This window comes from Actinomycetospora chibensis (assembly GCF_028737215.1).
GTDB lineage: Bacteria > Actinomycetota > Actinomycetes > Mycobacteriales > Pseudonocardiaceae > Actinomycetospora > Actinomycetospora chibensis.
Genome location: NZ_JAQZAM010000006.1, coordinates 239,795 through 261,451, shown reverse-complemented (window position 1 = coordinate 261,451; position 21,657 = coordinate 239,795). Strand labels below are relative to the sequence as shown.

Here is a 21,657-nt window from a genome sequence, read left to right as displayed (position 1 = left end):
GGAGGTGCTTTTGTGGCGCCAGTGCTCCGGGGCGGGTTCCGCACCGACGACCCCGAGGACGCCCACGAGCGCACCGAGCGGCTGATGACCGGGCACCGGATGACGGTCGACCGCCGCGGTGCCCCGTTCCGCGCCGACGTCGGGTGGGTGGGGGGCGACGGGCTGGGCCTGCTGCGGTTCTCCTACGGCGCCGAGGTCGAGATCCGCTCCCATCCCCTCGACGACTTCGCCACCGTGCACCTGCCCTCGCGCGGCGGCTTCCGCGCCGAGCACCGGGGCATGCGCGTGCGTGCCGACCGGACGACCGGCGCGGTGTTCTCGTCGTCCGGGCCGCTGACGATGCAGTGGGACCCGGGCCTCGAGCTGCTCGTGCTCAAGATCGCCCGGGACGACCTCGAGCGCGAGCTGGCAACGCTGCTCGGGCGCGCGCCCGAGCGGCCGGTGGCCTTCGACCTCGAGGCGCCCCGGGTCCGCGGCGCCCTGGGCGGGCCCGCCGAGCTGGTCCGCAGCACCTGCGCCGCCGCCGGCGCCGAGGGACCGCCGGCGCGGGTGTGGTCGTCGCTCAAGACCCTGGTGTGCACGACGCTGCTGCTCGGCCACCCGCACTCGTTCAGCGAGGCCCTGCACGCGCCCGCGCCGCCGGTGTCGTCGACGGTCGTGCGCCGCGTCCTCGAGCGCGCCGCCGAGGACCCCGCGTGCCCGCCGACGGCGCCCGAGCTCGCCCGGCTCACCGGGGTCAGCGAGCGCACGCTGCGCACGATCTTCCACGCGGAGTTCGGCGTCGGGCCGGTCACCTACCTGCGACGACGGCGCCTCGACGCCGCGCGCGCCGATCTCCTCGCCCTCGACCCGGGTGCCGCCACAACGGTCGCCGACGTCGCCCACCGGCACGGCTTCGCCCACGCGGGCCGCTTCGCCGCCGAGTACCGCGCCCGCTTCGGCGAGACGCCGAGCGCGACGTTGGGTCGCTGATCCGCCGGGCTCCCTCGCGATGATCAGCAGTGCGAGAAGCACCTCGGACGCGCGATCCGGGTGTCTGGTGCACTGGTGATCTCCGGGGGCGCCGGACGCCACTGCCCGAGCTCCGCTCGAACCGTGTCGGACCGCCCACATGGCTCATGCTGCGCGCACCGGAGGGGTGACCGTGCAGCGTGGGTGTGCCGCCGCGAGATCATGGGGTAGTCGCCGCGTCGAGACGAGCGGAAGGGGGGCCGAGCATGTCAGTGGTGACCACGGAGGCTCCTCGCGAGCGCCTGCGGGGTCCGGTCCTGGTGGCGCTCGCCGTCACGGCGCCCCTCCTGCTGGTCGTCGGCGGGCTGGTCGCGGAGTCCGTGCAGCCGCCGGGCACCTACGACGCGGTCGGGCAGACCGTCAGCACGCTCGCCGGCCGTGGGGCGACCGACCGGTGGATCATGGCCACGGTCCTGGCCGCCATGGGCGTGATCTACCTGGTCGTGGCCCTCGGGCTGCGCCACGTTCCGCGCCCGGCACGCCTGCTCCTGGGTGTCGGCGGCGTGGCCGTGGTCGTCGCCGCCCTGGCCGCCCAGCCGGCGCACGGCAGCTCGACGATCCACATGACGGCGACGGTCACCGGCCTGCTCGCCTTCATCGCCTGGACGGTCCCGCTCGCCGCCGATCGCGGCCTCGACCCCGGCCTGCGACGGGACTCGGCCGTCGCGCTCGCGGCCATGGCGGCGGCCCTGGGCTGGCTGTGCGCGCAGGCGTGGACCGACGGCACGTGGCTCGGCGCCGCCGAGCGCGCGATCCTCCTGGTGCAGACGGTCTGGCCGGTCCGGGTCGCGGTCGCGTCGTGGCGCGGACCCATGGGACGCCCGTGGGGCGGGGCCGGGTGGACGACGCTCGCGCTCGCCGTGCTCGCCCCGGTGGTGCTCGTCGTCGGTCTCGGGGCCGCCCAGTCCGCGTGGCCAGGGCCCGACCCGTGGAACCAGTCGCTGAGCGCGCTCTCCGGTCTCGCCGCGACGAGCCGGTGGATCATGGCGGCCACCCTCGGCGTCGCCGCCGTGCTGCACGTGCTCGTCGCGGCGGGTCTGCGTCCGCGCGTGCCCTCGGCCGCCTGGGTGCTCCTCGGCACGGCCGGGGTGATGCTGCTCGTCGCGGCGCTGAACCCCCAGCCGGTGGGCGGCTACTCCGCGGTGCACATGGTGGCCGCAGGCCTGGCGTGGCTGGCCTACTCGCTCTGGCCGCTGGGGCTCGCGTTCTCGCCGTCGGCGCCGCCGTGGCTGCGGCGAGGGTCCGCGACCGTCGTCGTCGTGCTGGCCGTCCTCGTGGCCTGGTTCACGGTGCAGCTGATCACCGGCGGCACCTGGTACGGGTCGTCGCAGCGCATCGTGATGCTGGTGCAGTCGGTGTGGCCGGTCGTGGTGGCCGCGGCGCTGCTCACGCACCGGCCCGTCAGGTGAAGATCGTCGTCAGGGCCGGCGCGACGTCGGTGTGATCGCGCACCGGTCGGCACCGACCCCGGCCGGCGCGCGCGAGGTCGCGACCGAGCTCGACGTCGCGCTCACCGGAGACGTCGAGCAGCACGTCGAGGCGCGGCAGCCGGGCGGCGACGCCGCGGGGATCGGGGCCCGCGTTGTGCACGGCGTCGGAGAGCAGCAGCACCCGCGCGTCGCGCGTCGCGCCGACCATCCGCGCTGCGGTGGTGAGCGCGAAGGCGACGTTGGTCAGCCCGCGGGTGGGCACGCGCAGCAGCAGGTCGAGCACCGCGAGCGGGGCGACGCGCTCGCCGGGGCGCACGAGCACCGCGGCGTCGGACCAGAACGCGAGCACCGCGAGCCGGTCGCGACCCAGTTCGCCGGCCAGGGCGCCGACGGTGGCGGCCGCGGTCAGCGCGCGCTCCCCGGTCATCGACCCCGAGACGTCGACGGCGAGCACCACCGTCCGCGCGCTGCGACGACGCTCGCGGACGATCAGGTCCTCGTCGGTGGGCATCGGGTTCGCGGCGAGCACCTCGAGCGTCGCGTCCAGGTCGAGGTCGTCGCCCGCGCCGTGCCACCGCGCGCTGACGAGCTCGCCCGCGGTCCCGGTCGCGTCCGCCTCGTGGGGGCGGCGCAGGGCGAGCCGGCGGGCGATCCGCCGCAGGCGCTCGCGGGCGACGGCGTCCTCGGGGCGGTCACCCAGCTCCTCCAGTGGCACCACCTCGGCGGGCTCGTCGGACGCCCCGGGCGCGGTCGGGCCGCCGGCCGATCGGTCGCGACGACGCCGGCGCCGGGTGCCGTCGGAGAGCACGAGCCCGCCGCCCGCGCCGCCCCGCTCGTAGAGCGCCGGCTCCTCGCTGAGTTGCTTCGGCTTCCGGCGCAACGGCCGCCTCGCCCGCCGGGTGACCGGTCCCTCGGCTGCGACCTGCTTTCAACCCGGCTCGGCGCGCGCCGGGTCGAGCACGAAGTACGACTCCCAGATCGAGCGCAGCACGTTCTCCGGCGTCGCCTCCACGACCTCGTCGAGGTGGATGCGTCCCGAGAGCGCGAGCAGCATGCCGTCGAGGACGAGGTCCGCGTACGGATCGGTGTCGCCGCGCAGCCGGGCCAGGCGGTCGACCACGAGCGCGAGGTCGATCGCTCCGCGCACGCTGCTGCCCTGCCGGATCGCCTCGTGCTCCCGCGTGGCCCGGGTGAGGGCCACCGCGTCGGCGATCAGCTGCGGCTGCTCCAGGTCGGTGCGGACCGCGACGATCGCCCGCTCGGCGGCCGCGTCCTGGTAGCCGACGGCGAGGCGGCACAGCCGGTCGCTCACCGACGTCGAGAGCCGCGTCGTGCCGATCGTGTCGTAGGGGTTCATGGTCGCGACGACCCGGAACGACGGCATGGCCTCGACGGTGCCGACGCGCGGCACGGCGATCCGGCGCTCGGCCATCGCCGTGAGCAGGGTGTTGAGGGTGTCCTCCGGCGCGCGGTTGAACTCCTCGACGTAGAGGAAGCCGCCCGAGCGCATCGCGTCGAGCAGGGGCCCGGGCACGAAGGTGTCGGCGGAGTAGTCCTCGCGCAGCACCCGGGCCGGGCTGTGGTGGCCCACCAGCCGGGTCGGGGTGAGGTCGGCGTTCCCCTCGACGAACACCAGCGGCACGTCCCACTCCGCGGTGATCGCTGCGAGGATCGTCGACTTCGACGTCCCCGGCGGGCCCTCGAGCAGCACGTCGCGCCCGGCCGCGACGGCGGCCAGGAGCAGGTCGAGCTCCCGCTCCCGGCCGACCACCCGCGCGGCGACCTTCTCCCGGACGCCCACGAGGTCGTCCGTCACTTGACGCTGAACCCCGCGTCGACCGGCAGGGTCACGCCGCTGACGTAGCGCCCGGCGTCGCTCACCAGATAGAGGATCGCGTTCGAGATGTCGACGGCCTCCACCATCTCGACCGGCAGCAGGTTGGCCAGCGCGTCGCCCTTCTCGGGGTTCGCCGCCATCCACGCCTCGAGCTGCGGGTTCACGACCATCGGCGTGTTCACGCCGGTGGGGTGCACGGTGTTGACGCGGATGCTGTGCGGCGCGAGCCAGTGCGCGAACGTCCGCATCAGGCCGACGACCCCGTGCTTGGCGGCCGCGTAGCCGCTCATTGCCCCGCCCCCGTCGCCGCCACGCCCGGAGAGGCCCTGGGTGGAGCTCGTCAGCACGATCGCGCCGCCGTCGCCCTGCTCGATCATCCGCGGCGCTGCCACCCGCACCGTGTTGTAGACGCCGGTGAGGTTGATGTCGATGACGTCCTGCCAGCCGCGCTCCTCGTCGTCGGGCTCGCCGCCGACCTGGTTCGCGATGCCCGCGTTGGCCAGGATGATGTCGACCCGGCCGAGCTCCGCGACCCCCGCGTCGAACGCCTCCTGCAGCCCACGCTTGTCGCGCACGTCGGCCTGGCGGGTCACGATCCGGCGGTCGAGGTCCTCGACCTCCTTCGCGGTCTGGGCGAGGTCCTCGGGCGTCGACATCGCGTACTGCACGGTGCCGACCTGCTCGCAGAGATCGACGCCGATGATGTCGGCGCCCTCCCGCGCGAGCCGCAGGGCGTGGCTGCGTCCCTGCCCCCGCGCTGCCCCGGTGATGAAGGCGACCTTCCCGTCGAGCTGTCCCATGCTCGCGGCTCCTTAGCATTCGACATCGGTGTCCCCTCCACCGTGACCCACACCACGTCGATCACGCCACGGCCGGACGGCCGATCTTGTTGCTCATCGCTGGCGAGTACTTCCCGGGTACGGCACGGTGCTCGCCGTGTGGGGTCGCCTCCTGGCCGTGGTGTTGCTGGCGGTGATCGGCGTCTACGCCGTGCTCCTCGAGCGCCCGCCCGACCCGGCGCCCGCCTCGGCCCCGCCCGTCGACTTCAGCGCCGACCGCGCCGTCTCCGCCGTGGACCAGCTCGCCCGGGAGCCCCGGCCGATCGGCAGCCCGGCGTCGGACGCGGCCCGGGACGCGCTGGTCGGGCGCCTGCGGGCCGAGGGGCTGGCGCCACGGGTCGACGCGACGGCCTCGCTCGCCGCCGAGGAGGGGCAGGCGCGGGCCGCGCGCGTCGAGAACGTCGTCGCCACCCTCCCCGGCACCGACCCGACCGGTGCCGTCGTCCTCATGGCCCACTACGACTCGGTCGCGGCCGGGCCCGGCGCGGCCGACGACATGTCGGGCGTCGCGACGATTCTCGAGACCGTGCGGGCCCTGCGGGCCGGACCGCCGTTGCGCAACGACGTCACCGTCGTGCTCACCGACGGCGAGGAGGCCGGGCTGCACGGGGCGCGGGCGTGGGTGCGCGAGCAACTGCCCCGTGACCGCCCCACCGTCGTCCTCAACTGGGAGGCCCGGGGCGTCGAGGGGCCGTCGTTGCTGTTCCAGACCTCACCGGGCAACGCCGGGCTCGTCGACGCGTGGGCGCGGTCGGTGCCCTATCCCCGCGGTGACTCGTCGCAGGTGGAGATCTACCGCTTCCTGCCCAACGACACCGACCTCTCGCCCGTGCTCGACGCGGGCCGGCCGGGCATGAACGCCGCGTTCATCGAGGGCGCGTACCAGTACCACACCCCCGGCGACGTGCCCGCGAACCTCAGCCCGGCCTCGGTGCAGAACCACGGCGGCAACGCCCTCGCGCTGACTCGGGCCCTGGGGGAGCGGGACCTCGCGCCGCTCGACCCCGCCGCCTCCGGCGCGCCCGCCACCGGTGACCGCACCTACTTCACCGCGCTCGGCCACCTCGTCACCTACGCCACCTTCTGGGCCTGGCCCGTCGCCGGGCTGGCGCTGCTGCTCGTGGTCGTGCTGATCGCCGTGGCCCGGGCGCGGCGGAAGGCGACGATCGCGGGCGTCCTCGGCGGGGCGCTCACCTACCTCGTGGCGCTCGTCGCCGCCGTCGCCGCGGGAGTCGGGTTCTGGGCCGCGCTCGTCGCGATCCGGCCCGCGTACGCCGACACCGGCCCGTTCCTCGGACGTCCGCTGTTCTACGAGATCGCGGTCGGGGTGCTCGCGTTCGCCGTGACGACGCTGGTGGTGAGCCTGCTGCGCCGCCGGCCCGGGGGTGCGGCCCTGTGCGCCGGCGCCCTGCTCGTGCTGGCGCTGCTCGCCGCCGCGCTGGCCGTCGTGGCGCCGGGCTCCGTGTTCCTGCTGGCCTGGCCGGTCGTGGGGCTCGCGATGGGGCTGACGCTCGTCCTGCTCGCCGGCGAACGGCTGTGGCTCGCCGTGCCGCTCCTGGTGCTCGGCGCAGCGCCGGCGGTGGCGCTGCTGATCCCGTTCGCGGTCGCCTCGTACGGCGTCGCCGAGGTGTCCGACGGCCTGGCCCTCGCGGTGTTCGTGCTGGTCGGCGTGCCGATCGGGGCCGCGCTGTCCGCGCTGCCGCAGCCCGGCGCGGTGCGCGGCTACGCGCTGCCGATCCTCGCGGTCGTCTGGGTGCTGATCCTCGCTGCCGGCGGCCTGTTCCTCGACCGGCCCGACGCCCGCACCCCGTACGACAGCAGCCTCGCCTACGTCGTCGACGCCGACCGGGGCGACGCCCGCTGGGTGACGGCCGACGAGGCCCCGGCGCCCTGGATCCGCAGCTACGCGGGGAGCGCGCGTGCTCCGCTGGCCGTCTGGCCCGGCGACGGGCCCGTCGGTACCGGACCCGCGCCGCCGCTGCCCGTCCCCGGCCCCGTCGCCACCGTGCTCGAGCGGACGCCCGCCGGCGTGCGCCTGCTGCTGAGCTCGCCCCGGGGCGCGCCGACGATGTTCCTGCGCGGCGAGCGCGGCGGGCCGATCACCGTGCTCTATCCCGGCCGGCCGCCGGTCTCGGTGGACCCCGGTCCCGGCCCGCTGGACCTGCGCCTCGACGACGTCGGGCGCGAGGGCGTCGTGGTGGACGTGGCGATCCCCGGGCCCGTGGCGCTGCGCGTCGACGACCAGACCCTCGGCCTCGGCGCCGTCCCGGGCTTCACCCCCCGCCCGCCGGAGCTGCGGCAGGCCCGCGGGAACTCCAGCGACGTCGTGGTCGTGTCGCGGGCGGTCGCGGTGCCTTAGACGTCCTCGGGCACCCACTGCGTGAGATCGCGCCACGTCAGCCGCGCGGGCTTGATGGGTCGCGGCTGGTCGGGCGCCGGGTGGCCGAGACCGATGATCAGCTCGGCGGTCCAGCCCCCGGGCAGACCGAGCACCACGCCGACGGCCGCCCGGCTGAACGAGCTCACCGGTCCCGCGCCGACCCTCACGGCCTGGGCAGCGAGCAGGATCGTCGCCGTCGCGGTGCCGACGTCGATCCACGGGCCGCGGTTCTCCGGCGGAAAGCCGTACTCGGCGGCGAGCCCGTGGTCGACGCAGACGGCGATGGCCGCGGTCGGGCGGGCGATCATGCCCGGCGACACCATGCGCAGCACCCGCAGCGTGCCCGGGTCGGTCGTGGCGACGTAGCGCTGGAGGTGCCGGTTGCCCGCGGTCGGCGCCCAGCGCGCCGCGTCGAGGATCGTCTCGACCTGCTCGCGCGACACCGGCTCGTCGGTCATGGCGCGGGTGACCCGCCGGCGGCGGATGGCAGCGAGGACCGGGTCGGTCATGGTGCGTACTTCGCGCTCAGGTGCGCGGCCAGCGACCGGCAGACGTCGTCGAGCTGCTCGACATACGCGGTGCGGTCGCCGCGGGGGACGGCGAGCAGCGGCATGTCCTGCAGCGGGCCGCCGAGCGCCGCCGCCGTGGCCTCGGTGGCGCGCGGACCCATCGCCTCGGCGAGGCGGTGGGCGGCGGTCAGCAGGCGCATCGGCCCGTACTCGGCGGCCTCGTCCACCTGGGTCCTCGCCGCGGTGACGAGGTAGGCGAGCAGTTCCAGCGCGTCGTCCTCGTCGAGGACCCAGGGTGCGGTCACCCCGTCATCCTGGCGCGATCAGGCGCGCTCGTCCGAGACGACCTCGTACCAGTTCATGTCGCTCGGCCCGTCCTGCAGACCCTCCATGCGCTCGCGGGTCTCGAGGAACGCCTCGTCGGAGTGCCACGCCTCCCACGCCGCGCGGGTGGTCCAGGTGCCGATCACCGTGCGCTCGTTGGGGGCGTCGAGCGGGATGACGAGCTGGTTGCCCACCCAACCCTCCTTGTCGCGGGCGGTCTCGAGCCGGTCGCGCATCGCGGCGTCCCACTCCGGCTCGCGGCCGGGCGTGAGGGTGACGTGGGTGATGACGGTCATCATGACGACACGGCTACCCGCCTGCGCTCCGAGGGAACGCGATCTCACCCGCCGCCGCGCGCTCCGCGATCTGGGCGACGCGGCTGTTCCTGGTCGTGGGCCGCTTGGCCTCGACCAGCCAGAACAACATCGCCCGCCGCTTGGAACGGCTGAACGCGTCCCACTGCGCGCGGGATCCGGGGTGGGCGTCGAAGGCCTCGGCGAGGTCGGGCGGGACCACCAGGTCCTCGACGTCGTCGATCAGCGCGCCCGGCGGGGGCTACCTGACCCCGTGTATTGCTTAGAGGTACGCGCAAGTACCACAAGGCTCTACCCACGCCGATCCTGCCATCCCGCTGCGGCTGCTCCCCACGGGCACCCGTGACGACGGCCACTGACCCGTCAGAGATGATCGCGGGCAGAGGCCGGACAGGCCGTGCGGCGGCCGGAACCTCAGGGACCTACGGCCGCAGGGGGAGGGCTGATGGCACGTCTCCATGTCTTGGCGGAGTGGCACGGGCCAGGTGAGCAGAAGACTGCCGAGCGGCTACGCGACGAGCTCCCGGACGGCTGGGACGTGATAGCTGGGAGGCAGCTACCCAGCGCCATGGGCGCGGTTGACATCGACCTCATCGTGGTCGGCGAGCGCGCGGTCTACGTGTGTGAAGAGAAGGCTTGGGGTCCACACGTCGTCGCGGGCGAGGTGGCCTGGTACGTCGGGGGCGAGAGGCGACCCGACCCCAGCGGCCAGACCGCGCACGCCGCGAGGGTGCTGGCAGGCAGGCTCCGCGACCGCGTCACGGGATGGGCGGCTGCGCAGAAGGCCCTTCCTCGGGGGCACCGACCGGTGTTCGGGCACGTCGTCCTCTCGCACGACCGCCTCTTGCTGGAGGGCGCGGGTGAGCTCGGGGAGGACGTGGTGCTCCGGCTTGCCGAAGCCTCAAAGGTCTTGCAGGAGCGCGACGCGCGGTTCCCTACCGATATGGCCGCGCTGCGGCCCCGCCTGATGACCTACCTACTCGGTCTTGGGCGCCGCAGCGACACCGAGCACCCGAGTCGCATCCACCAGTACTCGATCCTCGGCGCTCCGGACCGTCGGGCCGACGTCCTCGTCTACCCGGCTGTGCTTCCCACGGAGGAGAACGTCCTCCTTTACTGCGTCCCGGTCGCGGCAGCGCCAGATGCCGCGCAGGCCCACCGCCTCGCGACACGCGAACACGACGCACTCGCAGCGCTCGCGTCGAAGGAGCGCACTTGGCGGGTGCAGAGCTGGTTCGAGTGGGACGGCTACACCGTGACGCCGGTCGTAGTGGCGATGGACGGCACCAGCCTGGGCAAGCTTGCAGCCACCGGTCGACCAGCTCCAGACAGCAGCGCGCGTGTGTCTGCTGAAGCCGGCGTGGCCATCGTGCACGACGCCTTCGTCGGGCTGAGCGCCGTCCACGCTGAGGGCATCACCCACCGAGCGCTACAGATGCGCAGCGTCGAGGTCACTCCAGCGGGCCGGGTCCGCTTTCGCGACTTCGGTCGCTCCCGTATTGCTGACGGACAAAGCATCGCCGTCGGCCTCGACGACGATCATCCGTCCGCGATGTTCCGCCCGCCTGGCCTTCCACTCGGCTTCGCCCAGCCTCGGGACGACGTCTACAGCCTCGCCCTTTGCCTCGTGCAGTGGCTGCACGGCGACGCGGCCGATGACCCGGACCACGACCTTGCTCGTCGACGCGCCGAGGACTATCCAGAGGTTGGCGCGACGCTAGCGCGGTGCCTCGCCCTGGATCCCGCCAATCGACCAGATGCATCGGAAGCGGCGTCGGCCACCGAGCAGCGGTCGCCGCAGCCCACGTCGCCTTCGGCCACGATGGCCGAGGACGAGCTGATCGCCGGCCGCCATCGACTCATCCGGCGGCTTGGCGAAGGCTCCTGGGCGGTCACCTGGCTCGCCAGGGACGAGCAGCTCGATCAGGAGCGCACACTCAAGCACCTACGTCCCGACAGGGTCACGTTCGAGCAGGCCCAGGCCGAGTTCGCCCACAGCGACCGTTTACGGAGCCGTTGTTGTGCACGGGTGTATGACCTGCTGCCGGAGCCAGGCCCTGGCGTGATCGTGCAGGAGTACGTGCCGGGCCAGACTCTGAGCTCTCTCGCCGAGGGCACGACCGCTGCGGGTCGGCGTCTGGAACGCGAGCAGGTCCGTCGAATCGCCGTGGACCTGCTTACTGGGCTGGCGGATGCTCATGAACAGGGCATCTACCACCGCGACGTGAGTCCCAACAACGTGATCGTCCGGGAGGACGGCCGCGCGGTGCTGATCGACTTCGGGCTTGCGGCCCCGGTGGACGCGGCGCGATCCGTGGTCGGATCGCCTCCGTTCACAGCGCCGGAAGTGTGGGCGAGCCGGAGTTGGTCTCCAGCGGCCGACGTCTACAGCGCTGCGGTCACCGTGCTGTGGGCCACGTTGGGTCGTTACCCCTACGCGGACACTGGCGACCGCACATTGGTCGGCCCAACAACCGAAGACGTGCAGCGCTACGGATCAGCCCTGCTCAGCGCGCTTTATGCCGGGGTCGCCCCGGACCGCGAGGACCGCCCGGGCGATGCTGCTGCCTACGCCGAGCGGGTGCGGCACGCGCGTGACTCGGATGGCCTGCCCATGGGGCAGCGACTGGTCAACCCCACTGTCGAGGCGCTCCGTGGTCTGTACCGGCACAGCGCCCGTGGAAACGCGGGTAACCGCGGTATGGACGACGAGTTCGCCCTCGGGACATACGCAGCGACCCGACTCGACACAGTTCTCCTGCCGGCTGTCCTCGCCGGTGAGCTCGATGTGGTCGTACTCAGCGGCAACCCAGGGGACGGGAAGACGTCCTTCCTGGTGCGCGTCGGCGAGGCCCTCGACCATGCGGGAGCCGAGGGGCCCGCCGACGCCGCAGGATGGCGCAAAACCCTCCACGGCCGAACCTTCGCCGCTGTCTACGACGCCTCGGAATCCCATGGCGAACTCACCTCCGATGACCTCATCCGGGCCGCACTCGACGGCTGTCCCGAGGAAGCGCCGGCGCGCACGGTATTGCTGGCGGCCAACGACGGACGAATCGCACAGTTCCTCTCCGAGCACGGCGGCACCTATCCACGGCTCGCCTCCGCGTTAGCCCCTCAGCTACACGAGGGGGCTGCGCCTACGGGACGGATCGTGCTCGTCGACCTCAAGCGCCGAGCTCTGGCCCAGCCTTCTGAGCAGGGGCCGAGTTTGGGTGGCGCGGTGCTCGACCTGTTCACCGATCCCAGTCGGTGGGCCATTTGTGATGGGTGCACGGCGCGCTCCGCCTGCCCAATACGCGCCAACGTCGCCGTGATGCGGCGAGAAGGGGCGCGCGACGCCGTCGTCGAGCTCCTGCTCGTCAGCCATCTGCGTCGGCGGCGGCGCGCGACCGTTCGCGACGTTCGGTCGGCCCTGTCGTGGCTGCTCACCGGCGACCGTTCCTGCACGGATGTTCACCGCGAGCACGGTGCGGGACAGGACCCGGCCAGCGGAGCAGATCGGCACGTCGCCGACCTTGCTTTCAGCCCTCACTCTGGTGATTACCTCGTCGACGAGTGGAGCGAGCTCGACCCAGCACGACTACCTGCACCAGGCGTCGCCCGCGCGGCGCGGGCGGACCGTGACCTCGTTCCTGATCTGTCTGCGGTCGAGCGCGAGGTCATGAGGAGTCTCAAGCGTCGTCTGTTCTTCGCCCTGTGGCCTGCACCCGGCGCCGAGCCTGAGGTCCGCAGCTATCGCTACCTGCGGTCATATATTGCCGCCTTACGCACGCCCGAGGACGCAGTCTCGGCACTCTTGCTGGGCTTATCCCGGGTCCTCGCCTTTCCCGGATATGCCGAACCGGGCCTGGCTTTGCGTGAACGGACCTTCGACGACCCCGCGACGCGCGCGATCGTCGTGGTCAAGGAGCTGCCGCCTGAGGAGTTCACGCTGACCACGAGCACGGTCACGTCGCCTCACGTCGAGTCCTTCCCGGACCAGCTGGTGCTCCGACACCGATCGGGCCCACAGCTGCGCATACCGTTGGACACCGCCGAGCTGCTGTTCCGCGCAGCCGATGGCGAGATCTTGGGCGACACGGCGTCGGCGAGCTTGCGCCGGGAGATCGAGGGCTTCGGCGACCGCTTGCGCCTGCAGCCGGCTCAGCGGGTCCGCATCGTCGACGGGTCGGGCCGCTCAGTGACCGCCGCGGTCGTTCCCGGCGGTCGCATTCGACGGGAGGCCCCGTGACTATCTCCCTGCCGCGACCTCTCCGGACTTACCAGTATCGGCCGCTCACCCTGTTCTCGATGCTCGATACCGACACCGATCGGCTGCTTCCCCACCTGTTCGAACTGTGCGTCAAGGGCGGGCGGTCGAGCCGATCGCGCGTTGACGCCGCCGACTTCGCGGGTTACCGCCAACGCTTGGTTGACGGCGGGGGCGTTGTCGGCTTCGACTCCCGGAACGACCAGGCATTGCTCGACGGTTGGCTGCGCTCGTGCGTCGTGGAGATGGGCACGGTCGGGCGAAGCCGCAGTGGCGAGCAGATGCTCGGCGTCGCCCCGTTGACCCTCGCCGCCTACAGGGCCGGTCTTCCGACTCGGCGCGAGCGCCACCGCGGCATCGATGAGGTCGTGTACTCCCTGCTGGTTGACGAGTTACGTCGGCGGGGCGTCGACAATCCGCCGGCGCAGCTGCGCTCAATCATCATCCGGACGGTTGGGCGTGGGCTCAGCGTGGGCCCCGAACCGCGCTGGGAGCCGCACCTCGAGGACGCAGACAATCTCGACATCGGCGCCCTCTTGGAGCTGCGCTTCGTGGAGGGTATTGAGATGGGCGACGCCCGCCAACGGGGCGATCTCCTTGCTGATAGCCCGCTCCCAGCTGTATCGGCAGCACTCGGGCGCACCCTGCTCTCACACGTCACCACCTACGGAGAGCGGCTCGCCGTCCCGGCGCTCATGTCGGGGTTCGCTGCGCTCCTGGCACTGGGCGTATTGGGCTTCAGCCTTCGGGTGGACCGCGCGGCCCGGCAACTCCTGGATAGCGGCGCGCTTCCGCCGGACATGCTCGAGGACGCACCGTCGCGCCTGGAGCTCTACTGCGACTTCACCGGTGATCGCGGAGGAGAGTCTGCCCGCCTGTCGCGGCGCTGCGTCGAGCGCGATCTCGACCGGGCCCGGCTCGCGTTCCGCGATCGTGTGACATTCGGCCTGGTCGAGAATGCGCTTGCCCGCCTTCCCGCTGAGCAGGAGCGGCACCGGGCAGCCGCGCGGCCTCAACAGCTGGAGTTGCTTGCCGAGCTGCGCGACCACCGTCGCGTCCAATCGTGGGCCGAGGGTCGAATAGACGATCTCGTCGCTGAGGCTGAGATGGCAGGTAGCACGACGACCGAAACCGAGCGCGATTTCCTCACCTATATCCAGGCCGGCTTCGGGAGCGAGGTCGACAAGCTGCTCGATGTTCTCGAGTTCGTGAACCAGGAGAGGGCGACCAAGAACTCTGTCGCCTGGTTTCGATCGGTCGGCGGAATTGCGAAGCCCTATGGTCTGCTCGAAGGCACCCCCCGCAGCCGTCGGTCTTGGCGCTACGCACCGGGCGACGACCTGCTCACTGCACTGCTACTCGCAGTCTTCGTTCGACCCGACCGCGACGAGCCCCGCCCCGCCATGCCATTGCGCGAAGTGATTGACGCTCTGCGCGACCGCTTTGGTCTGCTGATCGAACGACCACCTGAGTTTCTCGACGGGGCCGAAGCGCGCGCGGCGGCCGCCGCGAATTTGGAAGCGTTCAAACGCCGTTTGCAGCTCCTCGGTTGTTTCGACGGCCTCTCCGACGACTTCTCGGTGCAGGTCGTCCGTCATCCTTTGGGGGACTCCTGATGGCAGCCCGCACGATGACCCGGCCCGACCGAGGGGAGCTCCCCGAGCTTGTTGTGCGGACATTGGCGTCGGAGCTTGCTGACAGAGTGTTTGGTCGCGGAGCGGGCCATTGCGTGCGCGTCGACGGTGTCCGGCCTGAGGACTGCATAGGGCTGGCGCGCGGGGTGCGAGCCGAGCTGGGCGCCGCGTCGGCGGACGTGGTCGTACTTGGCGAGGGGTCTGGTCATGGCGACGGTGTGACAGTTCCGGCCGAACGTGCCGTCGAGCTCCGGAACCGTAAGCAGCGCCTCCTGATGCTGCTGGTGCCGGTCGGCGCCGGCGCCGCCGCGAGTTCACTGGACAACAGCTTCGAGCGCCACGACGTCGCGGAGCTCTTGCGGGCGGTAGGCGACCGGCTGGCGGCGCGGCTCGATCCCGAGATGCGCCACGCGACGACCCAGGTGGGCCGAGTTCTCGGCCGGACACGGCCGGTCGAGACCTGGGCCCGGTACCTCGCTGACGTCGTCGAGGATCCCGAGTGGAGAACTGTCGGTGCCCGCCTGTGGATGGTCGGCCTCGTACCGGACGTCGGCGGGGAGAGCCTGCTCGGGCGGCTTTCGGACAACGCCCGCTGCGCCAAGGAGATCTCTCGGCCTCTCCGTGCGGTGGCCTCAGTTCCTGACCGTGTGACGAAAGCCGGCCTCGAAGAGGGCCCGGCCCGGGACCGGATCGTCGCGTACCTTTCACGCACCGGAGTAGACCTGTCGGACGCCGCAGGGTGGGCGGCACCGTTGGCCGTGGAGCCCTACGTCGAGACCCTGAGCTTTGAGCATTGGCCGTTGGCTCAGCGACGCCCGGAGAACATTCGTAGCCTGAGGGTCGATCCGTTCCTCAAGGAGGACGGAACCTTGCGGGCGGGCACCCGCCTCAAACAGGATTCTCCCGGAGATCCTCCCTACGCCGAAGCGGGACCAGAGAGCCCCGCCTCGCTCAAACTGGTCTGGCGTACCGACCCACCAACCACGGAGGCCATCCATCGGTGGCGCCTTGAGGTCTTGCCGCCTGACGACCTCCGCGACCAGGACACTGAGCCGCTTCGCGCCCAGACGGTCAAGGGAGACAAGCGGCAGGCGATCGTCCATCTACCGCTCGCCGAAGAAGACCTCGATGGTGCCGGGCTGCTCCTGGTTCGAGTGACGGCATTGGACAGTGCCGGGCAGACCGTGTTGCTTGCCGACCACGCCGACGCCGTTCAGGAGAGTCAGCAGTTCGTCGTTCGGTGGGATTCCGATCCTCTGCCCGCCCGGGGACGCAGATCGTCGACGCCGTCGATTGCTCATGCCCGACTCGAGGCTGCTCTCGACGGGCAGGATGACCTTGGGTGCGACGCCCCGTCGTGGGACGACCCCGGCACCTTCTCGTTTCGCCTTGGTGGCCGTCGGGGCGCCCTCCTGGCAGTGAGCCCAGCGCTCGCCGCAGTTCAACGCATGTTGTGCGAGGACCCGGCGCGGGCCGTTGCGTGGGAAGCGTCTGGCCGGCTTGGCGAGGTCCTGGCGACAACCGAGATCACGCCAGTGCAGGGTGCGCTGCCGCCGACACTGGCCGAGCGGCGGCGTCACCTGTTGGCCCAGCTCGCCGAGCGCGCTCCTTACGATGTCGTCGAGGCATTGGACTGGGACGCTGAGCTGCGAGAAGAGGTCCGAAGCTACTGTCAGACCTACCGGCGGGCCCTCGACGCCGCCGCCGACGAAGACGCGCGCCTGAGCTTGCTCAGCTTGGACACAATGACCCTCAGCGTCGCTACGGCGGGTCACGAACCCATCGCTGCGGTCATCGTGCTCCCACTTCACCCTATCCGAATCGCATGGCTAGCCGGTCACGACGAGACCCTGCGCGGGTGGGTTGATGCCCTTCGTGGCGCGGGCCCGGCCCGCGAGCGACGGCGCTCCGTCGACGTCGACCTCGCACGCCGCGTCGCACCAGCCAACCTGCCGTTTGCGGTGTACGGCGTCGACGGGTCTCCCTTCGTCTACATCCGCGAGGCGACGCTCGGCACCGGGATCTATTTGCATCCCGGCGAAGCTGAGCCCGGCGCGGCCGTCGAGGCAGTCCTGAATGTGCTAGGCCTGGCGCGGGTGGATGTCGCCGCGCAGGTCCCCCCACGGATCGTGGGGGAGCGGGTGGACGCCTATCGCGTCGCCCACCCAGGGCAGGAGTCGTTGCAGATCCTGGCCTATAACGCCGGTTCCGGGGAGCTGCTCAGCGGCGCGTTACGCACGTCGGTCTTTGGTCGCCCGAGCGATGAAGACCAAGACGACGTTCCGGAGAGTGCCGAGGATGTCCAGGTGGTGGCCTACAGTCGGCGTCCCTCCTTCACGGACCCGCTCCCTGCGCTAACCGACCTTCAGCGCGAGGTTGCGGCCCGGACCGGCCAGGGCGCTCGCTCCCACCTCGTGCCCCCACTCGGTATCAGTGTCCGCGAGGACGGATGTCTCGCTAGCGACACGTCGGCGGCGCACCTGGGCGTGCTAGCCGATCTGGCCGTCGTTGAGGCTGGAGGTCAGACTGACTATCCCGAGATGGCCGCTTCGTTCCGTAACCTCCTCACCCCAGCGTCCAATCGGCGGTTCACCTCCGAGACCGGGGTTGCCTGGCGGACTGCACCAGCGTTGCGTTCGGTGGGGCGCGATGGAGCCGCTGACGCCGTCGATGCCCATCGCAGCTACCAGACCGCGCTCGCTGCTGCGCTCGGCCATACCGGCCGAGTGGTGCTTACCGCTTGGCTGGGTACCAACGAGCTGGCGTCGCTGCGCGCCGCACACGACCGCGCAGACTGGGTTCTAACCGTCGACCGCAACCTAGGTCTCGACCTTTACACCAGTCTCGCAGGCACTGAGGCCCCATACCTGCTCGACTACGCGCCCGACTTCCTCGAGGGCCTGGGACCCCGGCTCACCGTCACCACCACTCGTCGCGACGAGGTCTACCGACTGCTGGCCGACGCAATGTCCGACCTCCACCTCGCGGCGGTCGCCGACTCGGTCCGGGACATCCTCGCGCACCTGCAGGTGGTCTCCGGGCGCCTCGCGATGCGGTTGGTCGGACGATCCACACTTGCAACCGAGGCCGTGAGCCTTGCGGCGCTCATGGCATACCTGAGGACCGAAGGCAGGCTCGCCGACACCATCGTCGTCCCCGTCGACGCTCACCAGGAGATGTTCGGTGATGTCAACAGCGAGAGCGGAGCGCGCCGATGCGACGTCATCCTCGTCCGGTGCACCTCGCGCACCCTGCGCATGGAGTGCGTCGAGGTGAAGTCGCGGCGCGCGGCAGCTCTCCCCGCGGCGCTGGTCGGCGAGATCGTCGACCAACTCGACGCGACCGTGTCCATGCTGCGGGACACATATTTCCGCACCGATCCTCCGCGGATCGACGCCGAACTCCAGCGTGCGCGGCTGGCTGGAGTGCTGCGCCATCACGCGAATCGCGCCCATGTCACGGGCCTCCTCGACGACCGTCGCCGCGCCGACGCAGAACGGCTCTTCGAGCGCGTCGAGGACGGCTCGCTCGTGCCGGACATCGAACGGCGTGGTTACGTGGTAAGCCTGGCCGGCGACGGCGCTACCTTTCCGCGCGAGCACCGCGGTGTCCCGATCCGAGTCCTGACTGCGGCCGATCTGGGGTCAGCGGGATTCACCTCCACCGGGAAGCCGTCGCCTGACCAGGTGCCCCCGCGCCCCGTAGATGTCTCCCCTGGTCTGGTTCCGAGGTCGGAAGAGTCGCCGAGCGGAGCCGCAGCCTCGAGTACGGAAGTTGGAGCCACGGGGTCACACCGCCAATCTGCCCCGCAGGCGGGCCGCCCGTCCCCCCGGCCACGCCCCGTGACGCTCACGGCAGTTCCCGGTCGGTCCTCCTCGCCGCCAAATCCGTCACTGCTTCCAGAGCCCGGTAACGAGGCGCGCCAAGCCAATCATGCTCAGCCCGACGCCGAAGCGTCGTCGACTCCAGACGACTCCGCCGCTACTACTGCGGAGGTTGTCGCGGCGCCAGCCGATCCCGCGAATCCACCAGCCAGCGTCGCAGAGCAATCGTGGCCCGCGGAGGTCGATGTGGTGCTCGGACACGACGCTCACGCGTCAGATGTGCGCTGGCGCATCAGCACGGCCGGGAGCCCCCACATGTTCGTGCTCGGCATCCCCGGGCAGGGCAAGTCGGTCACGACAAGGCGTGTCCTTAATGGGTTCGCGGCGCAGCGCCTGCCGGCCCTGGTCCTGGACTTCCACGGCGATATGGCGGCAGCGCCGCCGGCTGGCGCAACCGTGCTCGACGCGTCCCAGGGGCTGGAGATTTCGCCGTTCGAGATGCGGGACGACAACCACCGCCGCTACCCCGAAGCCGCGTGGGAGCTCTCTGAGGTTGTTGGGTTCGTCTGCGGGCTCGGCGAAATTCAGCAGAATGCCGTTTACGAGGCGGCCCGCGAGCTTTATCGAGCGCACGGATTCGGCTCCGAGAGCGGTCCGACAGGTCTTCCTTCCATGGAGGAACTCGCGGCCGCAATCGTGGAAAGTGAACGCGCCGGCCGAGGGCGGAACGTAGCGGCCAGGTTGCGGCCTCTCACCGACTTTGGGCTCTTCGTTGACCGTGCCGGACCGGGCTTCGCGAGCTTGCTCTCCGGTGGCGTTGTGATCGATGTTCACAATCTTATGGAGCAGGTTCAGGTTGCCGCCGGTGCGTTCGTTTTGCGGAAAGTCTATCGTGAGATGTTTCGGTGGGGACAGAGTCGATCGCTCCGGCTGGCTGTCGTCCTGGATGAGGCGCACCGCCTGGCTAAAGACGTAACGCTACCCAAGATCATGAAAGAGGGGCGCAAGTACGGCGTCTCAGTGGTGGCGGCAAGCCAAGGCGTCGACGACTTTCACCGCGACGTACTCGGCAACGCCGGGACTAAGGTGGCGTTCCGTTGCAACTTCCCACAGAGCAAGACCGTCGGTGGTTTCCTCCGGGGTCGCGCCGGTCAGAATATGTCGGTGGCTCTTGAGGGTCTCGATGTCGGGCAGGCTTACGTTTCGACCCCCGACAGGGCCGAAGCGCGGAAGGTCTACATGGCCCGCGACTGACCCGAACGCGCCCTGGCACCTCCGACGCCAAGGTGCCCGCACCTCATAGTTTCGGGAACGCGACCTCCCCGACCGCCGCCCGCTCCGCGACCTGGGCGACCCGCCCCGCGCGCGTCGCCGGCCTCTTGGCCTCGGCGACCCACGCGAGCATCGCCCGACGCTTGGAACGGCCGAACGCGTCCCACTGCGCGCGCGAGCCGGGGTGGGCGTCGAACGCGTCGGCGAGGTCGGGCGGGACCACCAGGTCCTCGACGTCGTCGAGCATCGTCCAGGACCCGTCGGCCTTCGCCGCGTCGATCAGAGCGCGCCCAGGGGGTGCCATCTGACCCGACGCCTCGAGTCGTTCGATGCGCTGCTTGTTCGACCGGGCCCAGCCGCTGCCGCGCCGGCGCGGGGCGAACCACAACATCGAGCGCTCGTCGTCGAGCGATCGGGCGGTGCTGTCGATCCATCCGAAGCACAGGGCCTGCTCGACGGCCTCCTCGTAGCCGACGGTCGGGCGCTGCATGCGGGCCTTCCAGGCCACGAGCCACACGCCGACGCCGCGGTCGTGGTGCTCGGCGAGCCACGCCCGCCACGCGTCGACGTCCTCGGGGTGCACCTGCTCGCCGGTGACCATGGCTCCCCCTCCGCCGGCGCGTAGCGTCCCGGCCGTGATCTCGCCCGGGCCCGACCGCGGTGGCCGCCGCGGACGTCTGTTGCTGATCGTCGCGATCACGAGCCTGCTCGGTGCCGCGGCCGTCGTCTACGGGCTGGTGGTGTCCCTGTGGGCGCCGGTCGTGCTGGGCGGCGTGCTGCTCGTCGTGGCGGTCTACTGCGCCGTGGTCCTGCGGGGCCTGCGGCGCCGCTCCTGACGCCGGGGCCGTTCCTCGATCCTGTCCGCGAGCAGCCCCAGCGGGAACACGAGCGCCCAGCTGGCACGCGCCCACATCGGCGAGACGAGCGCCAGCGGCAGCGAGGGCAGGAACCCCGTCACGACGGCCGCGGTGCCCCAGTACTTCCCGCGCGCCCACCGCCGGGCGCGCTCGCTGCCGGCCACGCCGTCGAGCTCCGCGCACCGCCACAGCAGCAGGCCGCTCAGCGACGTCGCGATGAGCGACAGCGCGTAGATGATCGTGGCCGTGGCGCTGTCCCCGCTGCCCAGCAGGGCCGTCGGGAACGGCAGGAGCACGATGAAGAACAGGAAGACGAGGTTGCCGACGAGCATCCGCCGCCCGGCGCTCGTCATCATCGTCAGGTCGTCGTGGTGGAGCAGCCAGAAGCGCCCGATCACCGCGAAGCTCAGTCCGAGGGCCAGGAACTGGTGCTGGAGCGCGAGCAGGTCCTCGATGACATGGCCGTCCCGGATCTGGGCCTCGGTCAGCGGGAGGATCAGCAGCGTGATCGCGATGGCGAAGATGCCGTCGCTGAACGCCTGGACGCGGTCGAGGGTCGGCGGTGGCGGCGTGTCCTCGTCGTCCGCCACCGCCGCCCCCTGCCTCTACCCGCTGATCTCGTAGGTCGGGGTGATGATCGCGCGCCCGATGCTGTGGAAGAAGAGATTGAACCCGAGGAACGCCGGGGTGGCGTCGGCGCCCACGCCGAGGTCGTCGGTGTCGACGGCGTGGACGACGAAGAAGTAGCGGTGCGCGCCGTGCCCGGGCGGCGGCGCGGCGCCGATGTAGCGCTTGGCCCCGGCGTCGTTGGCGAGGGTGATCGCCGCGTCGGGGAGCAGGCCCTTCTCGGGGTCGCCGGCGTCGGCGGGCAGGCTCGTCGTCGAGGCGGGGATGTTGGTGACCGCCCAGTGCCAGAACCCGCTCGCGGTCGGCGCGTCGGGGTCGTAGCAGGTCACGGCGAAGCTCTTCGTGCCCTCGGGCGCGCCGGACCACTCCAGCTGCGGCGAGACGTCCTCGCCCCCGGCGCCCATGATGCCGCTGACCTGCGCGTTCGGGAGCGGCTGCCCGTCGGCGACATCGGTGCTGGTGACGGTGAACGACGCAACGTCGGGCAGGAACTCGTAGGGGTCGGGCGGCTGGTGGGACACGGTGGTGGCCTCCTCGGTCGGGCGTG

The 21,657-nt window shown here is 71.5% G+C and carries 17 protein-coding genes; 7 read left to right on the top strand and 10 right to left on the bottom strand.

The genetic code is table 11. The annotated features are described in order from the left end of the window. Positions 1 to 12 precede the first annotated feature (12 nt). Both PH189_RS11660 and PH189_RS11655 read left to right on the top strand, forming a co-directional pair. The gene (locus PH189_RS11660; RefSeq protein WP_274188948.1) at positions 13 to 972 is read left to right on the top strand and encodes an AraC family transcriptional regulator; all 960 of its coding nucleotides are present in this window, start codon (positions 13 to 15) and stop codon (positions 970 to 972) included. A 254-nt stretch (positions 973 to 1,226) separates the two neighbouring features. After that, the gene (locus PH189_RS11655; protein WP_274188947.1) at positions 1,227 to 2,420 is read left to right on the top strand and encodes a DUF998 domain-containing protein; all 1,194 of its coding nucleotides are present in this window, start codon (positions 1,227 to 1,229) and stop codon (positions 2,418 to 2,420) included. On the opposite strand, the gene PH189_RS11650 is transcribed toward PH189_RS11655, so the two are convergent. Genes PH189_RS11650 through PH189_RS11640 form a run of 3 tightly spaced genes read right to left on the bottom strand, consistent with a single transcriptional unit; the run spans position 2,413 to position 5,078 of the window. Then, entirely contained in the window at positions 2,413 to 3,321 is a 909-nt protein-coding gene (locus PH189_RS11650; protein ID WP_274188946.1) for a vWA domain-containing protein, read from the bottom strand. The genes PH189_RS11655 and PH189_RS11650 overlap by 8 nt on opposite strands. Before the next feature lie 48 nt (positions 3,322 to 3,369). After that, positions 3,370 to 4,257, bottom strand: coding sequence for an AAA family ATPase (locus tag PH189_RS11645; protein ID WP_274188945.1), 888 nt, complete (start codon positions 4,255 to 4,257; stop codon positions 3,370 to 3,372). Next, positions 4,254 to 5,078 (bottom strand): mycofactocin-coupled SDR family oxidoreductase, encoded by an 825-nt coding sequence (locus tag PH189_RS11640; RefSeq protein WP_274188944.1) that lies wholly within the window; start codon positions 5,076 to 5,078, stop codon positions 4,254 to 4,256. The genes PH189_RS11645 and PH189_RS11640 overlap by 4 nt, the downstream gene beginning before the upstream one ends. Positions 5,079 to 5,214: 136 nt before the next feature. On the opposite strand from PH189_RS11640, the gene PH189_RS11635 reads away from it, so the two are divergent. After that, entirely contained in the window at positions 5,215 to 7,476 is a 2,262-nt protein-coding gene (locus tag PH189_RS11635) for a M20/M25/M40 family metallo-hydrolase (protein WP_274188943.1), read from the top strand. Here PH189_RS11635 and PH189_RS11630 read toward each other — a convergent pair. From PH189_RS11630 to PH189_RS11615, 4 genes are read right to left on the bottom strand one after another with little or no spacing between them, the layout of a single operon-like run. Then, entirely contained in the window at positions 7,473 to 8,006 is a 534-nt protein-coding gene (locus PH189_RS11630) for a nitroreductase family protein (RefSeq protein ID WP_274188942.1), read from the bottom strand. The genes PH189_RS11635 and PH189_RS11630 overlap by 4 nt on opposite strands. After that, positions 8,003 to 8,311, bottom strand: a complete 309-nt coding sequence (locus PH189_RS11625) for a DUF6092 family protein (protein WP_274188941.1) — start codon at positions 8,309 to 8,311, stop codon at positions 8,003 to 8,005. Before PH189_RS11625 ends, PH189_RS11630 begins: the two co-directional genes overlap by 4 nt. Before the next feature lie 18 nt (positions 8,312 to 8,329). After that, positions 8,330 to 8,629, bottom strand: coding sequence for an antibiotic biosynthesis monooxygenase family protein (locus PH189_RS11620; protein ID WP_274188940.1), 300 nt, complete (start codon positions 8,627 to 8,629; stop codon positions 8,330 to 8,332). 10 nt (positions 8,630 to 8,639) lie between these two features. Continuing rightward, a complete protein-coding gene (locus PH189_RS11615) occupies positions 8,640 to 8,846 on the bottom strand; it encodes a YdeI/OmpD-associated family protein (protein WP_274188939.1) in 207 nt (68 codons plus the stop codon). Positions 8,847 to 9,089: 243 nt separating this feature from the next. Between PH189_RS11615 and PH189_RS11610 the strand changes: the two genes are divergently transcribed. From PH189_RS11610 to PH189_RS11600, 3 genes are all read left to right on the top strand, one after another. Then, positions 9,090 to 12,878, top strand: a complete 3,789-nt coding sequence (locus PH189_RS11610) for a protein kinase domain-containing protein (RefSeq protein ID WP_274188938.1) — start codon at positions 9,090 to 9,092, stop codon at positions 12,876 to 12,878. Further along, entirely contained in the window at positions 12,875 to 14,512 is a 1,638-nt protein-coding gene (mads7, locus tag PH189_RS11605) for a methylation-associated defense system protein MAD7 (protein WP_417281526.1), read from the top strand. The genes PH189_RS11610 and mads7 overlap by 4 nt, the downstream gene beginning before the upstream one ends. Before the next feature lie 293 nt (positions 14,513 to 14,805). Continuing rightward, positions 14,806 to 19,608 carry a helicase HerA domain-containing protein gene (locus PH189_RS11600; RefSeq protein WP_274188936.1) on the top strand — a complete coding sequence of 1,601 codons (4,803 nt, stop codon included), beginning with the start codon at positions 14,806 to 14,808 and terminating at the stop codon, positions 19,606 to 19,608. A gap of 43 nt (positions 19,609 to 19,651) precedes the next feature. Here PH189_RS11600 and PH189_RS11595 read toward each other — a convergent pair whose 3' ends face one another. After that, positions 19,652 to 20,227, bottom strand: coding sequence for a YdeI/OmpD-associated family protein (locus PH189_RS11595; RefSeq protein WP_274188935.1), 576 nt, complete (start codon positions 20,225 to 20,227; stop codon positions 19,652 to 19,654). A 34-nt stretch (positions 20,228 to 20,261) separates the two neighbouring features. Here PH189_RS11595 and PH189_RS11590 point away from each other — a divergent pair, with 34 nt between their 5' ends. After that, a complete protein-coding gene (locus PH189_RS11590) occupies positions 20,262 to 20,462 on the top strand; it encodes a hypothetical protein (protein ID WP_274188934.1) in 201 nt (66 codons plus the stop codon). On the opposite strand, the gene PH189_RS11585 is transcribed toward PH189_RS11590, so the two are convergent. Then, the gene (locus PH189_RS11585) at positions 20,420 to 21,073 is read right to left on the bottom strand and encodes a TMEM175 family protein (protein ID WP_274188933.1); all 654 of its coding nucleotides are present in this window, start codon (positions 21,071 to 21,073) and stop codon (positions 20,420 to 20,422) included. The genes PH189_RS11590 and PH189_RS11585 overlap by 43 nt on opposite strands. Positions 21,074 to 21,088: 15 nt before the next feature. Beyond that, entirely contained in the window at positions 21,089 to 21,631 is a 543-nt protein-coding gene (locus PH189_RS11580; protein ID WP_274189048.1) for a YbhB/YbcL family Raf kinase inhibitor-like protein, read from the bottom strand. Between the last annotated feature and the right edge of the window lie 26 nt (positions 21,632 to 21,657).

Excerpts from the sequence above, each read along its gene's own strand:
- PH189_RS11640 (WP_274188944.1), bottom strand. The coding sequence starts at position 5,078 with ATGGGACAGCTCGACGGGAAGGTCGCCTTCATCACCGGGGCAGCGCGG.
- PH189_RS11630 (WP_274188942.1), bottom strand. The coding sequence starts at position 8,006 with ATGACCGACCCGGTCCTCGCTGCCATCCGCCGCCGGCGGGTCACCCGC.
- PH189_RS11620 (WP_274188940.1), bottom strand. The coding sequence starts at position 8,629 with ATGATGACCGTCATCACCCACGTCACCCTCACGCCCGGCCGCGAGCCG.
- PH189_RS11610 (WP_274188938.1), top strand. The coding sequence starts at position 9,090 with ATGGCACGTCTCCATGTCTTGGCGGAGTGGCACGGGCCAGGTGAGCAG.
- PH189_RS11600 (WP_274188936.1), top strand. The coding sequence starts at position 14,806 with ATGCTGCTGGTGCCGGTCGGCGCCGGCGCCGCCGCGAGTTCACTGGAC.
- PH189_RS11595 (WP_274188935.1), bottom strand. The coding sequence starts at position 20,227 with ATGGTCACCGGCGAGCAGGTGCACCCCGAGGACGTCGACGCGTGGCGG.